Source organism: Aureisphaera galaxeae (assembly GCF_028561275.1).
Classification (GTDB): Bacteria; Bacteroidota; Bacteroidia; order Flavobacteriales; family Flavobacteriaceae; genus Aureisphaera; species Aureisphaera galaxeae.
In genome coordinates, this window is the sequence record NZ_JAQQTF010000010.1 from 229,544 (window position 1) to 246,529 (window position 16,986).

The following is a 16,986-nucleotide window of genomic DNA, read 5'->3' on the forward strand; positions in this document are numbered from 1 at the left end:
AAGCCGATTCAATGATTATCGAAAAAAAAGAAGCGGACTACAATATGTTCGAGTGGTGGCATAAGGTTGTTTTTAAGAACTATGCGACTTTTAGCGGACGTGCCCGACGGAAAGAATTCTGGTACTTTTTTCTTTTGAACACCCTCATTCTATTTTCTCTTTCCTTCTTTATGGGGATGGTAATGGGAGCGGTAGTATCGAGTGATGGGAACGCAGCGGATACAGTCTCCATCATAATGCTCATTCTTTTTTTTGGTTTTTACTTGGTAATGCTCATACCCTTCTTAGCAGTTTCTGCTAGGAGATTGCATGACACGGGAAAATCGGGATGGTGGACCATTATTTGCATCATCCCATACGTAAGTCTTATTGGCTGGATTATTCTCATTGTATTTTGGGCCTCTGCAGGCGAAAAAGGACCCAACCAGTATGGCTTGGACCCTAAAGGAAATAACGATTTGGAAATCGATAAAATAGGAACTGAATAGAAAATGCGATCTCGGAAAAAAGAAGTAGACTACACTATATTCGATTGGTGGTTTAGGGCCTTTTACGACAACTACGATTTGTTTAAAGGGAGAGCCAGAAGGAAGGAATTTTGGAGTTTTTTCCTTATCAATTCTGCCTCAATTATTCTCTTATTAGCCATCACAGGCCTTCTTACCTATTTAGAAAACGATGCGACATATATCGTAGGTGTTTTCCTAATCCTTCTTATGGGATTTAGTGCCATTGTTTTGCTCTTACCTTTTATCACTGTCTCGGTTCGGAGGCTGCACGATACTGGCAAATCGGGCTGGTGGACTGTCTTGTTCTTTATTCCCTATGTGAATTTTGCAGGCTTGATTCTCCTGCTCTTCTTTTGGGCGAACGAAGGAGAAAAAGGACCCAATCAATATGGTGTGGATCCTAAAGATATATCTGATTCGGAAATAGACCAGATCGGAACCGAATAAATGAGCTTGCACCCTTTCGGCTTCTACGTTAACAAAGGCAGAAAAGCATCTTCGAAAGGATCGGTTCCTACCACGGTATAATAAAAGATGGCTCCCAACCACCCATGAAACAGCCCAAGTACATATACATTTCGCTCTTTCAGATACACAAATCCATAAAACAATGCCAGTATAAAAGTCCCGAGCATTAACCAAACAGATGGATAGTGTACTAACGAAAACAATACCGCCGATCCTAAAATGATTTGCCAATTCTTGAAATTACCGCGATTGCCATCCTTCAAATTACCCGCTACCAAAGCGATGAGCAAAAATTGCTGAATGATGCCCCACAATGGATAGGTAATAAGAATCGGGAAAATATGCCAAGTGAGGTTCAGGCTCCCCTGCCAAATCCCAATGGTGAGAAAAACAGCCACCGAAAAAATTCCGAAGGGCAATACCCAACGCAACGCTCTTCTAAAATTATCCTTTCGGAAGCCCCAATACTTCAGAATTCCTGGAGTTCTTCGCTTGCGGTACAATATGTACAGCGTCCAACTTAGCACGGCAAAGGATACGTAGGGGAGCCGCCAATTCAAATAATCCATAAAGACGAACTTTCCCGCTGCCGTGAGGATCACAGCCAAAATCTCCAAATATTTGGTGTTGTTGCTCAGTGTATTCATTAGGAAAACAATGTATAATAGGACAGGAGTACACTGGAGACAACCAATCCCAAGGTTATATATTGTTTCAGTTTCAGCTTTTTATAAGCAGCATTGATCAGCTTTAGTATTCCAACGGTAAAACAGAAGGATATGAAAAGGTGCAGCGAAGACCCAAAAAGCTCGAGTGTACTATCAATATTTCCGCTATCTATTTCCGTAATGATGAACTCCGCGCACAGGAACATGGCCGAGATACACAAGCCCAACCCGAACAGACTTCCCCAACGCTTTTCGCGAAGCAAGCCAAAGGCGGAAATAAACGAGAAGAGGCTTATGAGGATTGGGGCTTTTACAAACCAGAGAAATTCTAAAAGGCTCATCTCTCTTCCGCTCCATCCTATGCCGATGATGGCAATCCAAATGAAGTACACCGAATATACGGTAACCGCAATGGCAAATAGTAAAAACAAAAATCCAAAACTGACTCTAAGAGCTTTCATTGTATCTAAATTAATTGCATAATTCATCTTTATTCTTCCAAACCTTCCACGAATTCCTGTATGGAAGTCTCTCCTATGAATACATTTTCCAGTACCGCAACATCTTCCTTTACATATACCAGCGCATAACAAACTGGGCTTAAGGAATCACGATTGCGATTCACATCCCGAACGGCATCCTCAGCGGGACGTGCCTTGGATTCTTCCATATAAAATCGATCGAAAGGCAGATTAAAATTCACCCTTTGGTTATAGGAATATTGATACTCTGCCTTCACAAAATCCTGTTCCGTATCTAATGGATAAGGGCTTACCTCAGTTGCCTTGGCAAATCCATCTTCCCCTTCTTCGATATACACATATACATATTCATTGAATTGTAAAGTGGAATCCACGGGGGCAAAAGAAGACAGTTCATAATTTAAAACGATATACTTTCCGCGAAAGGGATCGCTTGGGTCCACAGGTCTTGTCTTAAACTTGTAAGGAGTTCCCTCTACAAGAGCTCCCTCCTGTTGGTAGATCATATTTGCCGGCACAAACCATTGGGCACCGACCATTACCAAAAAACCAAAGATGACGACTAGCTTATTCATTTTTTAAACGGATTTGTTTTTTATACATCAAATAATTGGCAACGAAAAAGCCCACACCGATTCCCACGAAGAGCAATCCTCTAACTACAAAGGAAATTTGAGTATCGAAGAACCTACAGGCAATGAGTATGGTAATGATCAACATTCCGAAGTTGAGCATGCCGTATCGACCCTGCTGCGCACCCGTGCGAACTGCACTTACCCCCAAAAGAAGGGTGAGTACATTTACCAAGATGATGGAAATGTCTGTCCGAAAATGCCCTATGGCGTAGATCAACACAAAAAGCAGGGATACGTATTGGAATACATTGAAGGGCACCAATCTTCTCTTTCTGTATAAGTTGAAAAGAATCCCTAAGGTTATGAGAACCAATGCTCCTGCAAAAACAAGATCTATCGTATCTCCCGTTTTAAAATAACGCTCATTCCATATCCATTTGAAACTGGCTACCATAAGAAGGTAGATCATTCCCAAAGTACCTAGTACCAAATAGCCATTCACGCGTACTTTTTTATGGTCGAAAAACGGAAGTTTCCCAAGATTGTACAGTATCCCGAATAGCAATATGTACAGCACATATCCGAAGTTGGCCGCGCCACTTACGAAAGCACCGAGGGTTATGATAACACTCAAACCAAACGCCCAGTGATAAATCCCTGTTATGTTGGCTTCGGAATGGCTTTTAAGTTGACTATAATAAAGGGGCAACACCCAAACAAGCAGTACCAAATACCCCCATGGACTAGCGTCATTAAAATAACCCACATTGCAGGCGTATGCCGTTGCAAATATGAGGTGCAACAATGTTGCCGTATGCGATCTAAGTAAATAGACCATGGGCGCCGCTAGGAGTATCCATGTAAGTAAAAAGGAAGACATGGATCCAGGAATATTATAAATCTGGCTTACCAAGGAAATGGAAGCCCCAATAGCAAAAAATAAAAAAGCAGCAGCAGTCTCCTTCCAAGCGGGTCCTTTCTTCTTCCATAATGCAAATCCTGCAAATGCTTGTCCTACCACTAAAGGAGCAAAGGCCCAAATGGTTTTAACACCACGGGAAAAATCGTCCCAATTATGGGCAAGGATCAGGATGACCCCTAGGCCAATCAACAAACCTCCCAAGACCCCAAAAAGGGTGAATAGTTTATTTGGGCTGTTCTTTTTCTGACTCGCATAATAATCAGAAATGGCCTTGGAAGTATCTTCCGAAATGACATTTTCTGCCACTAGATGTCGTAGTTCTTTTTCAGATCTCAAACTCATGACAATAGGATTTAAGTGATGGATACTTGTTACGTAAAGGCTGTTTTGTAAAAACCCCGCCCGAAGACGGGGTTTCCGGGTTGTGACAACCCATCATCAAAACAGGAACCTTACAGTGAAGTCCCTGTTATGAATTACTTGCTTTTTTCCTATCCAGAAAGTAAATATCCCTCGTATTCTTCTGAACGGCTACAGCAGAGAATAAACTCAAAACAAAGGACATTCCGTAAAATCCTTTTTCACTCAATTCCATATCCGCATTCCACAAACCAATGATAAGGAGCAGAATGGAAGCTATGGTCACAAACCAACTAATACCGTAGTAAATTTCGGTAACGGGAATTCCCTCCAATTTGTCCCGTACACTTTTCTGAACGGAAACCACGGCAAAAAGTCCGAAAAGTAAAATTGTAAAGTAGTAGCCTTTCTCATTCAGTTCCATATAGGCGTTCCATAATCCTACACAATAGGATATCATCCCTATGAAGAGAGCAGCCCAAGAAGCCGAAATGAAAGCAGGTGTAGGTCGGCAATCGAATGCTTCTTTTGTTTTCTTAATCTTATCGATTAGGGGTGCATTGACAGGTTTCTTGTCTTTAAAATTTGAATTTTCCATAATCTACTGTTTTGATGATTTAATTTGATTACGGAGCAAATATGAAATGAATGTGCGGTTTCAAAAACACAGAATTCAAAAATAACTTACGATTAAAAAAATCAATTTTATCATGATAATCCCAATAATATAGTATTTTTATACATATTTTACTTACGATTAAATGAATACCTTAGAAAATATTACGCATATACTTTCCGATGAGGACAAGCGTGATTTTGTTGCCCAGATGCGACGAAAGAACCGAAGGGGAGACACCAAAAACATTGAACTGTTCCGCCTCATTGAAAAGGGAACGGACGCCGATTTGGACGTGCTCCTATACGGGAAACCCTCCAAAAATGCCTATCACGCCTTAAGCAAACGTTTGCACGATAACTTAATCGACTTTGTCGCTACCAAAAGCTTCCAGGGAGAGACCAGCGAGGAACTGGAAATATTAAAATTGCTATTGGCCAGTCGTATTTTCTTTGAATACAAACAATACAAACTGGGCCATAAGACCCTGTCCAAAGCCGAAAAGAAGGCTAGGCAGTTGGATTTGTATGCCATCTTAACCGAAATCTACCATACCAAAATTCAATATGCACACACCCAAGCCAATCTAGACATAAAAGAACTTATAGGTACTTCACAAAAGAATCTGAATCACTTTCAGCAGGAGCAACGCCTCAATATGGCTTACGCCACCATAAAATCGAAACTGCGATCGGGCAAGCCAAGATCCATCAATGAGGTTATAAACGATGCCTTTATCGACTTTGAAATCGCCTTGGACCAGAATCTGGGCTATAAGTCCCTTTTTCAATTAATGAGCATTGCTTTTTCTGCAGCACAGTTGCAAAGCGATTTCTATCAGATAGAGGCCTTTATGGAAGAAGTGTACGAAATCGTTTCCCAAAAAACAGGACCAGAAACCAAATACCTTTACTACCTTATAGAAATGGAGCACCTAATGGCCAGTACCCATTTCCGGAATCGGAATTTTGATCGCTCTTTTCAATTCTCCGAACGCATGGAAGCCCGTATGCTGCAAAATAGCCGTTCCTACTTCAACAGGTTTCAGGAAAAGTTGATTCTAATTAAGGCACTCAACTTGAATTACACAGGCGCACCCGATGCTGCCCTCACCCTATTATCTTCCTACCCAAATGATTCCTTGGACATTTCACTTACCACGATTATGTGCCTATTTCAGCAAAACAAACATTCGGATGCCTATCAGATCCTTAAGAAGCTTTCCCACAGTGATCGGTGGTACGAAAAGAAAGCAGGATGGATTTGGGTACTAAAGAAGAATATCATCGAAATCCTGCTCCTCATCGAACTGAACCGGTTGGATTTGGTACTGGCACGACTAAAAAGTTTTGAACGGCGTTTCTTCCCAAGGCTATCCCAAGAAAATGAAAATCGAGTCATTCAATTTATGAAGTTGATCGCCTATGCCTATGAACATCCCGATAAAATCCAGACGGAATCCTTTCAGGAAAAAGTAGAAGCCTCCTTCACATGGAAGCAAGCGTCACGCGAAGACGTATTCGTCATGAGTTTCTATGCATGGCTAAAGTCGAAAATGGAGAAAAAAGACCTTTACAGTACTACTTTAGAATTGGTTTCCATGAAATAAAAAAAAAGGAAACACCGCCCAAGTACTCCTCCTTTTGGCTTAGGGGGCCGATATCCCTACCGGCGGACTTGGGCGGTGCTTAACCAACCTAAACTATTTGTAGTCTAAAAGTAGAGGGACAGCACAAAACATCAAAAGAAGTGATCCCTCTATTTATAAATCAAGACCTTTTTAGACTACTTTTCACCTACTTTACTTAAAAAGTCGATATCATTTTCTACGGTAAGCAATAACAAACTTGTCGCCGTACAAAACACTGGACTGGTAATACAGTGATGGCCATTCCAACTACCATCTTCATTCTGGATTTTTAGAATACGACCACTCATATCATCATACCATTTCTTCCAATCGTTATCTTGATTCACCACCAAGGACTCCCCTGTTTGCAAAAAGCTCAAAAATTCTTCTCCTCCATTATTTCCAAACCCTGTCATTACATCTTCCTGTTGGGCACGATTCTTTGCAGACTCATAAATCTCATACGAAGTATTGTACTCCACCGCCTTAGTATCATCATAACCAATATCCCTAAGCGTCTCTACAGAGATTTCCGCATTTTTATCGATCTTCCCTTCTTTCTTCGCCTTTTCTATGTCCTCTTTTACCTTTCTGGCTTCTTTGGCACTGGCCCTAACACTATTGCTCACCGCATACAACATCACTCCCGCACCATCTGCCGTATTTACGTTTCCACTTTTGGAATCGTAATTACTTTTTTGGTAATCCTTGGAGCGCTCTATCACCTCTTCTTCCACATCGGCACCTACCGCTTGGGCAGCTTCCAAAGCGCTTGTAGCAAGGCCACTTTGCAACACTCCGGCCCATCCGGCTCCCTTTTGACGTCCAGAAGCATCGGTTCCTTGTTCAATTTTAGAAACACAGATGTCCAAACATTTATTAATGCGTTTCTTATCGATTCCTTTAAGGTTGCGATCCAGAATATTGGACAATACCTGTGCTGTAAGCACCGCATCGATGTTCTCTCCCAACTTGGTTTGAATCTGGGTTCCCCTAATTTCAGTAATGTAGGGGCTGTCCTTGGGCGTGTTCTCTACGGTTTCCAATAAATAGGAAATAGCATTATTTAGATTCTTAGCATACTTTCCCTTCTTAAGTGTTGTACCACTGCGAAGGAATGCCTGCACCACCATAGCAGTCGTAGCCGGATCTGCCTTCACCGCATGGGGATCTCGAATATGCTGGGCATTATGGGTTCCTGCTCCATATCCCCCATTGGGCAATTGAGCCTTATTTAACCATACCAATCCATCTTCTACTGAACCCCTTAGGTTTTCATTGTTCTTAAATATGCGGTAATTGTCCGAAGACTGTTCCCCCATAACCGTCATGAATACACACCCTTCTTCGGGTTGTAACGTGCGCTTTGTTTCGGCATAATCCCCTTCGGAGACATTGGCCGAAAAATAGAAAGCGACAAATAATACTGGCAATGCCAGTAAGAGCAACTTACTTTTCATCATTATACTGTTTAAAAGTTCGAGGGTAAAACTAGAATCAAGGGTCTCACCTAACAACACAACTTGAGGGAACCGACCTTTTCAATGAGGAAAAAAGCATTCATGTAACAATCTGGGAACCGCATTATGAACGTTTTAACAAAATTTTATTTCTCAGGGCGTTAAACCCTTATGGGATAGAAAGGTCATAAAGGCAATAAACTTAAAAATTGAAATCAAATGAAAAACGTAGTATTGATTGTATGCTTATTCGTAACTGTGGGTTACTCCTTCGCACAAGGGCAACGACCCGAACGGGATGGAGAACGCGGAAAACGAATGGAAATCATGAAAGACCTCACCCCAGAACAACGTGCAGAATTAAAGACCAAACGGATGACGCTGGATTTGGACCTCACCGACGGGCAACAGCAACAGGTAAAAGTATTGTTGTTGGAAGAGGAAAAGAACCGTCCATCGCCAGAAGAACGCAAGAAGAATAAAAAAGAATTGACCAGCGAAGAGTTCTATAATAAAAGCATAGAACGATTGGATGCCCAGATCGCTATGAAAGCGAAGCTCAAGGAAATTCTTTCGCAAGAACAGTACGAAAAGTTTGAAAAATCCTATAAGCAAAGGGCCCATCAAAAAAAGCGCGCCAAAATGAGGCATGGCCGCAGGTAGTTTTTTGGCCCAGTTCTTGGTTATTTGATGCTAAAATGGTTACTTTAGTGACCTTAAAATTAAAAAACCATGAAAAACATTTTTAAGATTATCGCCCTATCTTTTGTGCTATTTTTGGGAATGAACACTATGAGTGCCCAAACCTTAAAACAGGATCAAAACCGTCCTGAAGTAGTTGCCAAACAGCAAACTGCAGACTTAAGTAAAGCATTGGGACTTGATGGAGACCAGCAACGTTCTGTCTTCAGGGCTTTAGTTACTCATAAAGCTGGTTTAAAGCGTGCGGAAGGTAAAGCGAATGCGGCTGCCGAAAAGAAAAAGGCAAACAACGATTTGCAAGCTTCCATGAAAAAAATATTGACAGACGAGCAATATAAAAAGTGGCTCACACTAGAACAATAACTAGTTAAGGAATAAAAAAAAGGCTCCGAGTTCGGAGCCTTTTTTTATGCTATATACCTTTGGATGCCATTTTACAGGCTTCTATTGTCTTGTCCAAATCGGCTTGGGTAAGTGCATTGCAAATAAACCAAGTTTCATAGGCACTGGGCGCTATATAAATACCTTCTTTAAGCATATTGTGGAAAAAGGTTTTGAAAGCATCTCCATCTGCCGCTTCTGCAGCTGATGCAAAATTGACCACAGGCTTTTCAGAAAAATGAACTGAAATCATTGAGCCTATCCTATTAATGGTGTGTGCTACTCCATTCGAGCTAAGCACTTGGGCCATTCCTTCATGCAGGTATTGTGTCTTTTGGTTGATGGAATCGAAAATCTCGGGATGCTCATTCAATGTGCTGAGCATGGCAAGTCCAGCAGCCATAGCCAGGGGATTCCCACTTAATGTCCCCGCCTGATAAACGGGTCCAACCGGTGCCAAGTAATCCATGATTTCGTTTCTCGCACCAAAAGCACCTACAGGCAACCCTCCTCCAATCACTTTTCCGAAGGTCACTATATCCGCATCGACCCCTAACAATTCCTGCACCCCACCTTTGGCCAATCGAAAACCAGTCATCACCTCATCAAACACCAATAGAATACTATGAGCATCGCATAGCTGCCTTAGGCCTTCCAAAAACCCTTTGGCTGGGGGAATACATCCCATATTACCCGCCACAGGCTCTAGGATGATACAGGCAATCTCACCCGAGTGCTGGGCAATGATCTCTTTTACATGTTCCAAATCGTTGTATCGGGCAAGTAAAGTGTCCTTAGCAGTCCCTTGGGTAACCCCTGGACTATTAGGTGTGCCAAAAGTGACGGCGCCACTTCCTGCCTGTATAAGGAAGGAATCGCTATGCCCATGATAGCAACCAGCGAATTTTATAATCTTATCCTTTCCCGTATATCCGCGGGCCAACCGAACAGCACTCATGCACGCCTCCGTACCACTGTTCACAAAACGGATCTTGTCTATATTGGGTACCATAGAAACGGCCAAAGAGGCAATTTCGGTTTCTATTTCGGTAGGCATCCCAAAAGAAGTTCCTTTTTTGGCTTTGTCGACTACCGCTTGTACCACTTCGGGATGGGCGTGTCCCAAAATCATGGGGCCCCATGAATTGATGTAATCTATTAGGGTATTTCCATCTTCATCATACAAATACGCCCCTTTGGCTTCCTTCACAAAAATAGGGTCACCACCTACTGCTTTAAAAGCCCTTACAGGCGAATTCACACCTCCGGGAATCACCTTTTGTGCCTCAGCAAACAAGGCACTACTCCTCTTATATATCATGGAATTAAATTATCGTCCTTTTACAGGATGCAAATATAACACTTGCCCGACAGAAATATCATTAGTTAGTAGCCCATTATACTGCTTAAGGGTTTCAACAGTCATATTGAATCGTCTGGATATACTGTACAGCGTATCCCCCTTGATAACGGTATACGTTTTTACCTCAGCATCTCCCTTTTTTGTATCCTTACCTCCTTTGCCCAATACGGCTTCGTCGTACTGTGTGAGGTTGTATCGTTCAATAATGCTAATGAGCTTATCGGGATATTTCGGGTCCGTAGCATAGCCAGCCCGTTTCAGCCCCTTTGCCCAACCTTTATAATCGTCTTTTCTTAATTTGAATAACCCTTGGTACCTACTTCTTTGGGTAAGAAAGAGGGAATGGTCGCGGAACGAATACTTTGCATCCCTATACTTTCGGAAACATTCTCCTTTTTCGTCGTCGTCGTGATAGACCCGTTCTCCCGTCCAACTTGTATGGCATTTTATTCCAAAGTGATTGTTGGCGCGTTTGGTGAGATCTCCCCTTCCTGCCCCACTTTCAAGAATACCTTGAGCCAGTGTAATACTCGCAGGAATGCCGTATTGCGCCATTTCGTCCTTTGCAATATCGCTGTAGGTGTCAATATAATAGGCAACAACTTGAGCATAAGGTGCATTGGCTGCTGGTGCGTTCGATTTGGTTTTTCCTGTTTTTGGTGAAACGACAACTTTGCTTCCTTTATCCTTAATCACTACTTTCTCGGTGGTGTCCTTTTTGGATGCGGCCGTTTTTTTCTTCGATTTACAGGAGGTGGCGAACAACAGGAGTACAGCCAAGAGGGATATCCATTTTAGGTTCATATTATTCTATTTGAGGTATATTCTTTCGTGACAACTTTTCGTTCATTCCCTTTATTCCTTGCAATCCACCGGTATGAATGGCCAAAATCTTACTATCCGCTTCAAAAAATCCATTTTGGGCCAAGTCGCATATTCCATACATCATTTTACCCGTGTATATGGGGTCTAGAGGAATTTGAGTCTGCTTTTTAAAGTCATTGATAAAACGCACCAAACCTACATCTATTTTACCATAACCTCCAAAACAATAGGTATCTAATAATGTAAAATTGGTTTTATCGGTATATTTTTTTATTTCTGAAACCTGAAATGCACCCTTTAATGCCGAAAAACCAATGACTTGTTGATGGCGTTCCGAGGCCCTTACCAATCCCGCCATGGTGCCACCTGTTCCTGCCGAAGTGCATATATAATCGTATTCGTGGGTTCGTTCCCCAAGTATCTCCTCACAACCCTTTACGGCCAAATCATTGGTGCCGCCTTCAGGAAGGAGGTAGAAATCACCGAAAGTATCTTTCAAGCGTGATATAAATTCGGGTGCTTCCTTTTGCTTATAAGCTTCTCTACTTACAAAATGAAGTTGCATCCCATGTTCCTCAGCATATTTTAGGGTAGGATTTCTTTGAAGTTCTGCCAATTCCTCTCCGCGAATCACGCCAATGGTATTCAATCTCAACCGATTTCCGGCAGCGGCTACAGCAGCTATATGGTTGGAAAAAGCTCCGCCAAAAGTGAGTAGACTTGTATGACCTGTAGCTTTTGCTTTTTGAAGATTATAGGTCAATTTCCTGAATTTATTTCCGGACACAAAAGTGTCGATAGTATCCTCACGTATGATGTCCAACCTCTTAACTTTAGATTCAAAAAGAGCTGGATTTATCGTTTCGATTGGAGTAAAAACTTCAGAAAAAAGCAAATTCAAAGGGTAAAAAGTAACAGACAAATAGGTTTCAATGGCAAATTACGCATAATGCGAAAAGCGATTACACAAAGTCTAGGAAATTTTCAGGAAAACGTAACATTTTGATTTCTAGCCCAAAAGAATTTTCAATAAAAATTCAAAATTTAATCTTTCAAGTTAGTATTATTTATACCTAGTCTCGGTTAACAAAAAAGTACTATTTACGGATTTACCGTACTCTTTTTGATTAATGACCTTTCTAATTGTCAAAATAACCGTAATCGAATTTTTAAGCGTATTTTTTTGTAGTATTTTTCGTATTTCATTGATTTTTAGTGCATTTCATCGATTTTTTTTTGTTTTTATGGAATTAATACTATAAAATTGTCATAACCAAATCACTAAAAACCATAAATATGCGATCCAAATTTACACTGGACCACTTATGCTTGTTAGGTATATCCTATAGAGCGCGCGTACCAATTTTTTTTGGTATAAAGTATCCCCTATCCCCATTCGAAAACAAAACCTTCAGAAAACATGAATTTGTATATAATGAAGTTAATTCTGGAGTTCAATTGAATTCGAAATACATCCATGCAGTAAATCAGTTTCAACGATCACATTGAAATTTTGGTGATTTGAGCTAAAACAATATTTGAGAAGATTCTTGCAATCTATCGAATATTGAATTTTAACGGGCAATTGCAATATCAAACAGCAGCGCTGTTCGGTATCGCCCTTAAAAAGCCAAATCATGAAGAAGGACTATATTTTCAATGCAATGCTATTGGGATTCCTTTCCGTGGCAATCACGTTTTCGTGTTATGCCCAAGTAGGGATCAATACTTCAAATCCAGCCGACGGTGCCGCTCTTGACATTACTAGTACCGACAAAGGCTTTCTTATTCCTCGTGTAGCACTTACTGGAACCGATGACACCACCACCATAACACCATCGGCCACTACTGGATTACTGGTTTATAATACCGTAATCGCCGGAGCCTTGGCCGTTCAGGTAACCCCAGGTTTTTATTATTGGAGTGGTGTGCAATGGAGACGACTATACAATCAGGGATACACTCTATTATACGAACAGACTGCAGAAGTTAATGCATCAAGTTCCAGCAGTCAATACAACGACCTAACTGGAATGGACACCGGCGACATCAACATTCCTTTTAGTGGCACCTATCAGATTGTGGTAACTGGTTATTACGCAGCAGGTAATATACAGGGTGGGATTTCCGGTGATGGTGCAGCTCAAGCTTCCATTAGTCTTTGGATGGACACCAATGCCTCTGGAACCTTTACGAATATTCAGGAAGCCTACATTACTAGTTCCTCCAAAGACATTGCTGGCGGGTCTAATTTCTATAACCTCGGACAGGCAGCTACCATGATATACACGGTAGATCTCGACGTTGTGAACACCTATCGATTTAAGGTTGCTGGAAGACAGTGGCATCGAGAAGGGGTGCTAAACGGCGCGTTCGGAAAAGATACTAACGGATATAACGGTGCAAGTGGTGTAAATGACGGCCAACGTGGGTTCATGACCGTTTGCTTGATTAGACAACAATAGTTTCGCTTAACCCCAATTTCATTAATCTCAAAATCTGCTTATGAAATCACAACTACGATATATAATTATGTTCACCTTCTTGGCGGTCTTTTCTTTTTTACAAATGGACGCCCAAGTAGCGATTGGAACCAATACATTAGAAGATGGCGCCGTCTTTCAGGTAGAAAGCAGCGACAAAGGAGTTTTAATACCACGTGTTACCTTGACAGGTAGAAATGATGTTTCTACCATTACACCTTCTGCTGTAGAAGGACTATGGGTTTATAACACGGCGACTGCTGGAACTGGAAACAACAGAGTCACAGATGGATTTTACTTTTGGGACGGGAGTGAGTGGATCCGTGTCTATAATCAAGGCTATTCAGAACAATTCTTTCAAACTGTTGGTGTGAAAGCTGCCAACCAATCTTCCAGCTATACATTACCCGGATTGGATCAAAGCATCACTCCACCATTTAGTGGAACGTACCAAATCATAGTCGTATGTTATTACGCAGCGGGTCTTCAAAATACTGCTCCAGACCCCGGAGTAGGGTCAGCCTCCGTATGGTTAGAGATTGACGCTACCAAAGTGGCAGAGACTTGGCTTACCTCAACATCCAAACAGATAGGAACGGGAGCTTCTGTCTTTCATGCACTCGGACAGAGCAGTGTGATTATTCACAATGTGGATTTGCAGGGCGGCACTTCCTATAACATTCGAGTACGTGCCAGGGAATGGGATGAAGACAACACGTATAACACCTTTCTTTCGGGAACCTATGGCAATGGCTACGGTGTTTGGGGAATCGATACCAGCTACTATAATGGCAATTCTGGGGGAGATCCCAATTGTCAGGACAACTACATGACCATTACGCTATTAAGACAGTTTTAATCATAAAAATTGATTTTGACTTATAAACCAAAACCCAAATCTGATGAGATCAACTTACTATAAAATACTCTCTTTTGTTGTTTGCCTTTTGCTGGCAAGCACATCTATAGAGGCCCAGATCGGGATCAACACCAACAGCCCAGATGCCAGTTCGGCCCTTGAAGTCCATGCCACCGATAAGGGGTTTCTAATGCCAAGAATCTCCTTAAGCGGAACGAACGATTTGAGCACCATAAACCCTATCTCAGCAGGGATCATGGTGTACAATATGAATACAGCAACTGGGCCCAATAGCATTAACCCAGGATTTTACTATTACGACGGTAGTAGATGGAGACGTTTGTACAATGAAGGATATAACTTAAATTATGTACAAACAGCCCAAGTTAGGGCTTCCACTTCATATACGACATCAGTAGACCTTCCGGGATTGGATACGGGCAGCATTACCGTACCCTTTACTGGGACGTACCAAATTGTAGCCAAAGGCTATATGACCGCAGGCGATCGCCTAGGTGGAGCCTCTGGAGATGGAGCCACACAGGGTTCAATTCGTCTTGTTCAATCCACCAGTGGAGGATCCTTTACAAGCATTAAAGAAACCTACATTACATCTTCTTCCAAAGATATCGATGGGACCAACTTCTACAATCTCGGTCAGGCGGCCTTCATAGTTTTGAATGTAGATCTGGTTGCCGGTACTACCTATCGTTTTAAAGTCCAAGGAAGGGAATGGCGTGCCAATGGAGTTGATACCGGATGGTTTGGAAGGGATACGAGCGGATACAGTGGAGCCAGTGGAGTTAATACAGCACAAAGAGGCTTCATGTCCTTATCCCTTGTAGAACAGCACTAGCCAAAACTTTTTGAATCTAAATTTCAAGTTTACTAAACCTACAGCTTCTCATGAAAAAGAACATTAGACCCCAAGCTAAAATATTCGGATTCATTACCATTGTTACTTTTGCACTGGTTCTATGGGCTCATTTCCTGGATAAAAAGACCGAGCAGGAAATTTTGATCGATTCCAATATTGCGGATAACTCTGAAGAAGCAGAAACTCAAGAAATCGACACCTCTCGTGACCATGAAGGAGATACCTTTTCCATTGTTGCTTTCGATCCTACCAATGGAGTGGTAGGAGGAGCAGGCTGCAGTTGTGTTGGTTTCAATGGAGGAATCGACTTCTTAAACGACCTAATCCTTGATAGTGGTGGAAACATTCTAGGTGGTATAAACTCACAGGCATCTTACAGCGCGAGTACTCAAGCAGTCGCCCGTACGCGAATGGAAGCCGGAGACACACCACAGGAAATAATAGACTTCGTAGTAGCCGCAGATGCAGGTAGTGCTAACAGACAATACGGAGTTGTTGGTTTTGATGGTGGCACACTTACCACCGCCGGTTGGTCCGGAGGTTCAAACGGTCACTTTTCAAATCACATCGGTGGCATCGAGCCCGGAACAGGCATCGGGTATTCCATACAAGGAAATATTTTGGACAACGACAACTCAAGTGACAATGTAAACGGACAGGACTTATTGGATGATATGGAAGCTGCCTTCCTTGCAGCTAACGGAACCCTCGCCGATAAATTAATGGCCGCAATGCAAGGAGCGAAGCGTGTTGCTGGAGATGTGCGATGCGACGGAAGTACGAACAGTGGTAGAACAGCATTTGTTAGAGTGCTTACACTGGGCGATGCGGACAACGCCCCCTCTTTCTCCTTAAACACAGATGCGATCCAGGGACAACCTACAACTAGTGGGGTTCCCAACTTTACTGAACCTATCGATAAGCTCCAAGCTATGTACGACGATGCCGTAGGTACTGGATTCTGCTACGAAACAGTAAACACTTTTCCATATTCCATGGATTTCGAAACCACTATGTGGCTCAAAGATGATCTGGATACCGACCCAGAAGATAACGATCGCTCATGGATGCGCGATCGAAGTCAGACGCCTAGTGGAAGTACGGGCCCTAACAGTGCCAATCAAGGTACTTTCTTTGCCTATTTGGAGGCCTCTAATGTTACTGGAGCATCCGATGATGCCGCCATTGCATCCCCTTGTTTTGAAATACCAGCAGGATCCACCGCAGAAATCACTTTCGACTACCATATGTACGGAGCTAACATCGGAACACTGGCGCTACAAGCAAATACCAACGACGGATCTGGTTGGGTTACGCTTTGGGACAGAACAGGACAGCAGAATACCGCAACTAATTGGTTTAACAACGAAGCTGTGAGCCTTTCGGCTTATGCTGGCTCTACTGTAAAACTTCGTTTTAGGGCTAGTAGAAGCGGAGGATTTACAGGAGATAGTGCCATTGACGACATCAATATTACCGTGGTAACTCCTACCTGTGCTGGAGCCACCAAAACATGGGATGGAACTAATTGGAGTCCTCCGGGAGCCCCAATTGTGAACAATTCAGTAGTATTAACTGGCAACTACGACACAAGCATCAACGGTAATATAAGTGCATGTCAATTAACAATTAATAGCGGAGTAACCCTTACTATACCAGCAAACACATATACTAGTATTTCTGGAAACATAACAGTAGACGGTACCTTGGTGGTGGAGCACCGGGGGAGCGTGGTGCAGACGGACGATTCGGCCGTGACCACCAACAACGGTACCATCAACGTGAACCTTACCACGCCCAACCTGG

Annotated in this window: 18 protein-coding genes; 9 read left to right on the forward strand and 9 right to left on the reverse strand. The window is 42.4% G+C overall.

Translation table 11 applies throughout. From position 1 onward, the window contains the following. Positions 1-11: 11 nt before the first annotated feature. On the forward strand, positions 12-488 hold the full coding sequence (locus POV27_RS16715) for a DUF805 domain-containing protein (RefSeq protein WP_272863936.1): 477 nt from the start codon (positions 12-14) through the stop codon (positions 486-488). A gap of 3 nt (positions 489-491) precedes the next feature. Continuing rightward, positions 492-956 (forward strand): DUF805 domain-containing protein, encoded by a 465-nt coding sequence (locus POV27_RS16720; protein WP_272863937.1) that lies wholly within the window; start codon positions 492-494, stop codon positions 954-956. A gap of 23 nt (positions 957-979) precedes the next feature. Here POV27_RS16720 and POV27_RS16725 read toward each other — a convergent pair whose 3' ends face one another. The 5 genes from POV27_RS16725 to yiaA all read right to left on the reverse strand — a co-directional run bounded on the left by POV27_RS16725 (position 980) and on the right by yiaA (position 4,582). Continuing rightward, complete coding sequence (locus POV27_RS16725) at positions 980-1,624, reverse strand: CPBP family intramembrane glutamic endopeptidase (protein ID WP_272863938.1); 645 nt, start codon at positions 1,622-1,624, stop codon at positions 980-982. Continuing rightward, entirely contained in the window at positions 1,624-2,106 is a 483-nt protein-coding gene (locus POV27_RS16730) for a hypothetical protein (RefSeq protein WP_272863939.1), read from the reverse strand. The genes POV27_RS16725 and POV27_RS16730 overlap by 1 nt, the downstream gene beginning before the upstream one ends. A gap of 29 nt (positions 2,107-2,135) precedes the next feature. After that, positions 2,136-2,702: a GDYXXLXY domain-containing protein gene (locus POV27_RS16735; RefSeq protein ID WP_272863940.1), complete on the reverse strand. Its 567-nt coding sequence runs from the start codon at positions 2,700-2,702 to the stop codon at positions 2,136-2,138. Next, positions 2,695-3,966 carry a DUF2157 domain-containing protein gene (locus tag POV27_RS16740; RefSeq protein ID WP_272863941.1) on the reverse strand — a complete coding sequence of 424 codons (1,272 nt, stop codon included), beginning with the start codon at positions 3,964-3,966 and terminating at the stop codon, positions 2,695-2,697. Before POV27_RS16740 ends, POV27_RS16735 begins: the two co-directional genes overlap by 8 nt. A gap of 127 nt (positions 3,967-4,093) precedes the next feature. Further along, positions 4,094-4,582, reverse strand: a complete 489-nt coding sequence (gene yiaA, locus POV27_RS16745; protein WP_272863942.1) for an inner membrane protein YiaA — start codon at positions 4,580-4,582, stop codon at positions 4,094-4,096. 163 nt (positions 4,583-4,745) lie between these two features. Between yiaA and POV27_RS16750 the strand changes: the two genes are divergently transcribed. Then, a complete protein-coding gene (locus tag POV27_RS16750; protein ID WP_272863943.1) occupies positions 4,746-6,209 on the forward strand; it encodes a hypothetical protein in 1,464 nt (487 codons plus the stop codon). A gap of 176 nt (positions 6,210-6,385) precedes the next feature. Here the strand turns inward: POV27_RS16750 and POV27_RS16755 are convergent, their stop codons facing one another. Further along, positions 6,386-7,693, reverse strand: coding sequence for a prenyltransferase/squalene oxidase repeat-containing protein (locus POV27_RS16755; RefSeq protein WP_272863944.1), 1,308 nt, complete (start codon positions 7,691-7,693; stop codon positions 6,386-6,388). Between the two features lie 216 nt (positions 7,694-7,909). Here POV27_RS16755 and POV27_RS16760 point away from each other — a divergent pair, with 216 nt between their 5' ends. Together POV27_RS16760 and POV27_RS16765 are read left to right on the forward strand one after the other, a co-directional pair. Continuing rightward, positions 7,910-8,353, forward strand: a complete 444-nt coding sequence (locus tag POV27_RS16760) for a hypothetical protein (protein ID WP_272863945.1) — start codon at positions 7,910-7,912, stop codon at positions 8,351-8,353. Positions 8,354-8,422: 69 nt separating this feature from the next. Next, positions 8,423-8,755 (forward strand): hypothetical protein, encoded by a 333-nt coding sequence (locus POV27_RS16765; protein ID WP_272863946.1) that lies wholly within the window; start codon positions 8,423-8,425, stop codon positions 8,753-8,755. A 49-nt stretch (positions 8,756-8,804) separates the two neighbouring features. Here POV27_RS16765 and hemL read toward each other — a convergent pair whose 3' ends face one another. From hemL to POV27_RS16780, 3 genes are read right to left on the reverse strand one after another with little or no spacing between them, the layout of a single operon-like run. Further along, positions 8,805-10,094, reverse strand: a complete 1,290-nt coding sequence (gene hemL, locus POV27_RS16770; RefSeq protein WP_272863947.1) for a glutamate-1-semialdehyde 2,1-aminomutase — start codon at positions 10,092-10,094, stop codon at positions 8,805-8,807. A gap of 9 nt (positions 10,095-10,103) precedes the next feature. Further along, complete coding sequence (locus POV27_RS16775) at positions 10,104-10,940, reverse strand: glucosaminidase domain-containing protein (protein ID WP_272863948.1); 837 nt, start codon at positions 10,938-10,940, stop codon at positions 10,104-10,106. 1 nt (position 10,941) lies between these two features. Continuing rightward, complete coding sequence (locus tag POV27_RS16780) at positions 10,942-11,829, reverse strand: 1-aminocyclopropane-1-carboxylate deaminase/D-cysteine desulfhydrase (RefSeq protein WP_419179954.1); 888 nt, start codon at positions 11,827-11,829, stop codon at positions 10,942-10,944. Between the two features lie 769 nt (positions 11,830-12,598). Here POV27_RS16780 and POV27_RS16785 point away from each other — a divergent pair. From POV27_RS16785 to POV27_RS16800, 4 genes are all read left to right on the forward strand, one after another. Then, positions 12,599-13,426: a hypothetical protein gene (locus tag POV27_RS16785; RefSeq protein WP_272863950.1), complete on the forward strand. Its 828-nt coding sequence runs from the start codon at positions 12,599-12,601 to the stop codon at positions 13,424-13,426. A 40-nt stretch (positions 13,427-13,466) separates the two neighbouring features. Next, positions 13,467-14,303: a hypothetical protein gene (locus POV27_RS16790; protein ID WP_272863951.1), complete on the forward strand. Its 837-nt coding sequence runs from the start codon at positions 13,467-13,469 to the stop codon at positions 14,301-14,303. A 43-nt stretch (positions 14,304-14,346) separates the two neighbouring features. Further along, positions 14,347-15,159, forward strand: a complete 813-nt coding sequence (locus tag POV27_RS16795) for a hypothetical protein (RefSeq protein WP_272863952.1) — start codon at positions 14,347-14,349, stop codon at positions 15,157-15,159. A gap of 50 nt (positions 15,160-15,209) precedes the next feature. Beyond that, positions 15,210-16,986 (forward strand): DUF1028 domain-containing protein (locus POV27_RS16800; RefSeq protein ID WP_272863953.1); only part of this gene is annotated, 1,777 nt, incomplete at its 3' end.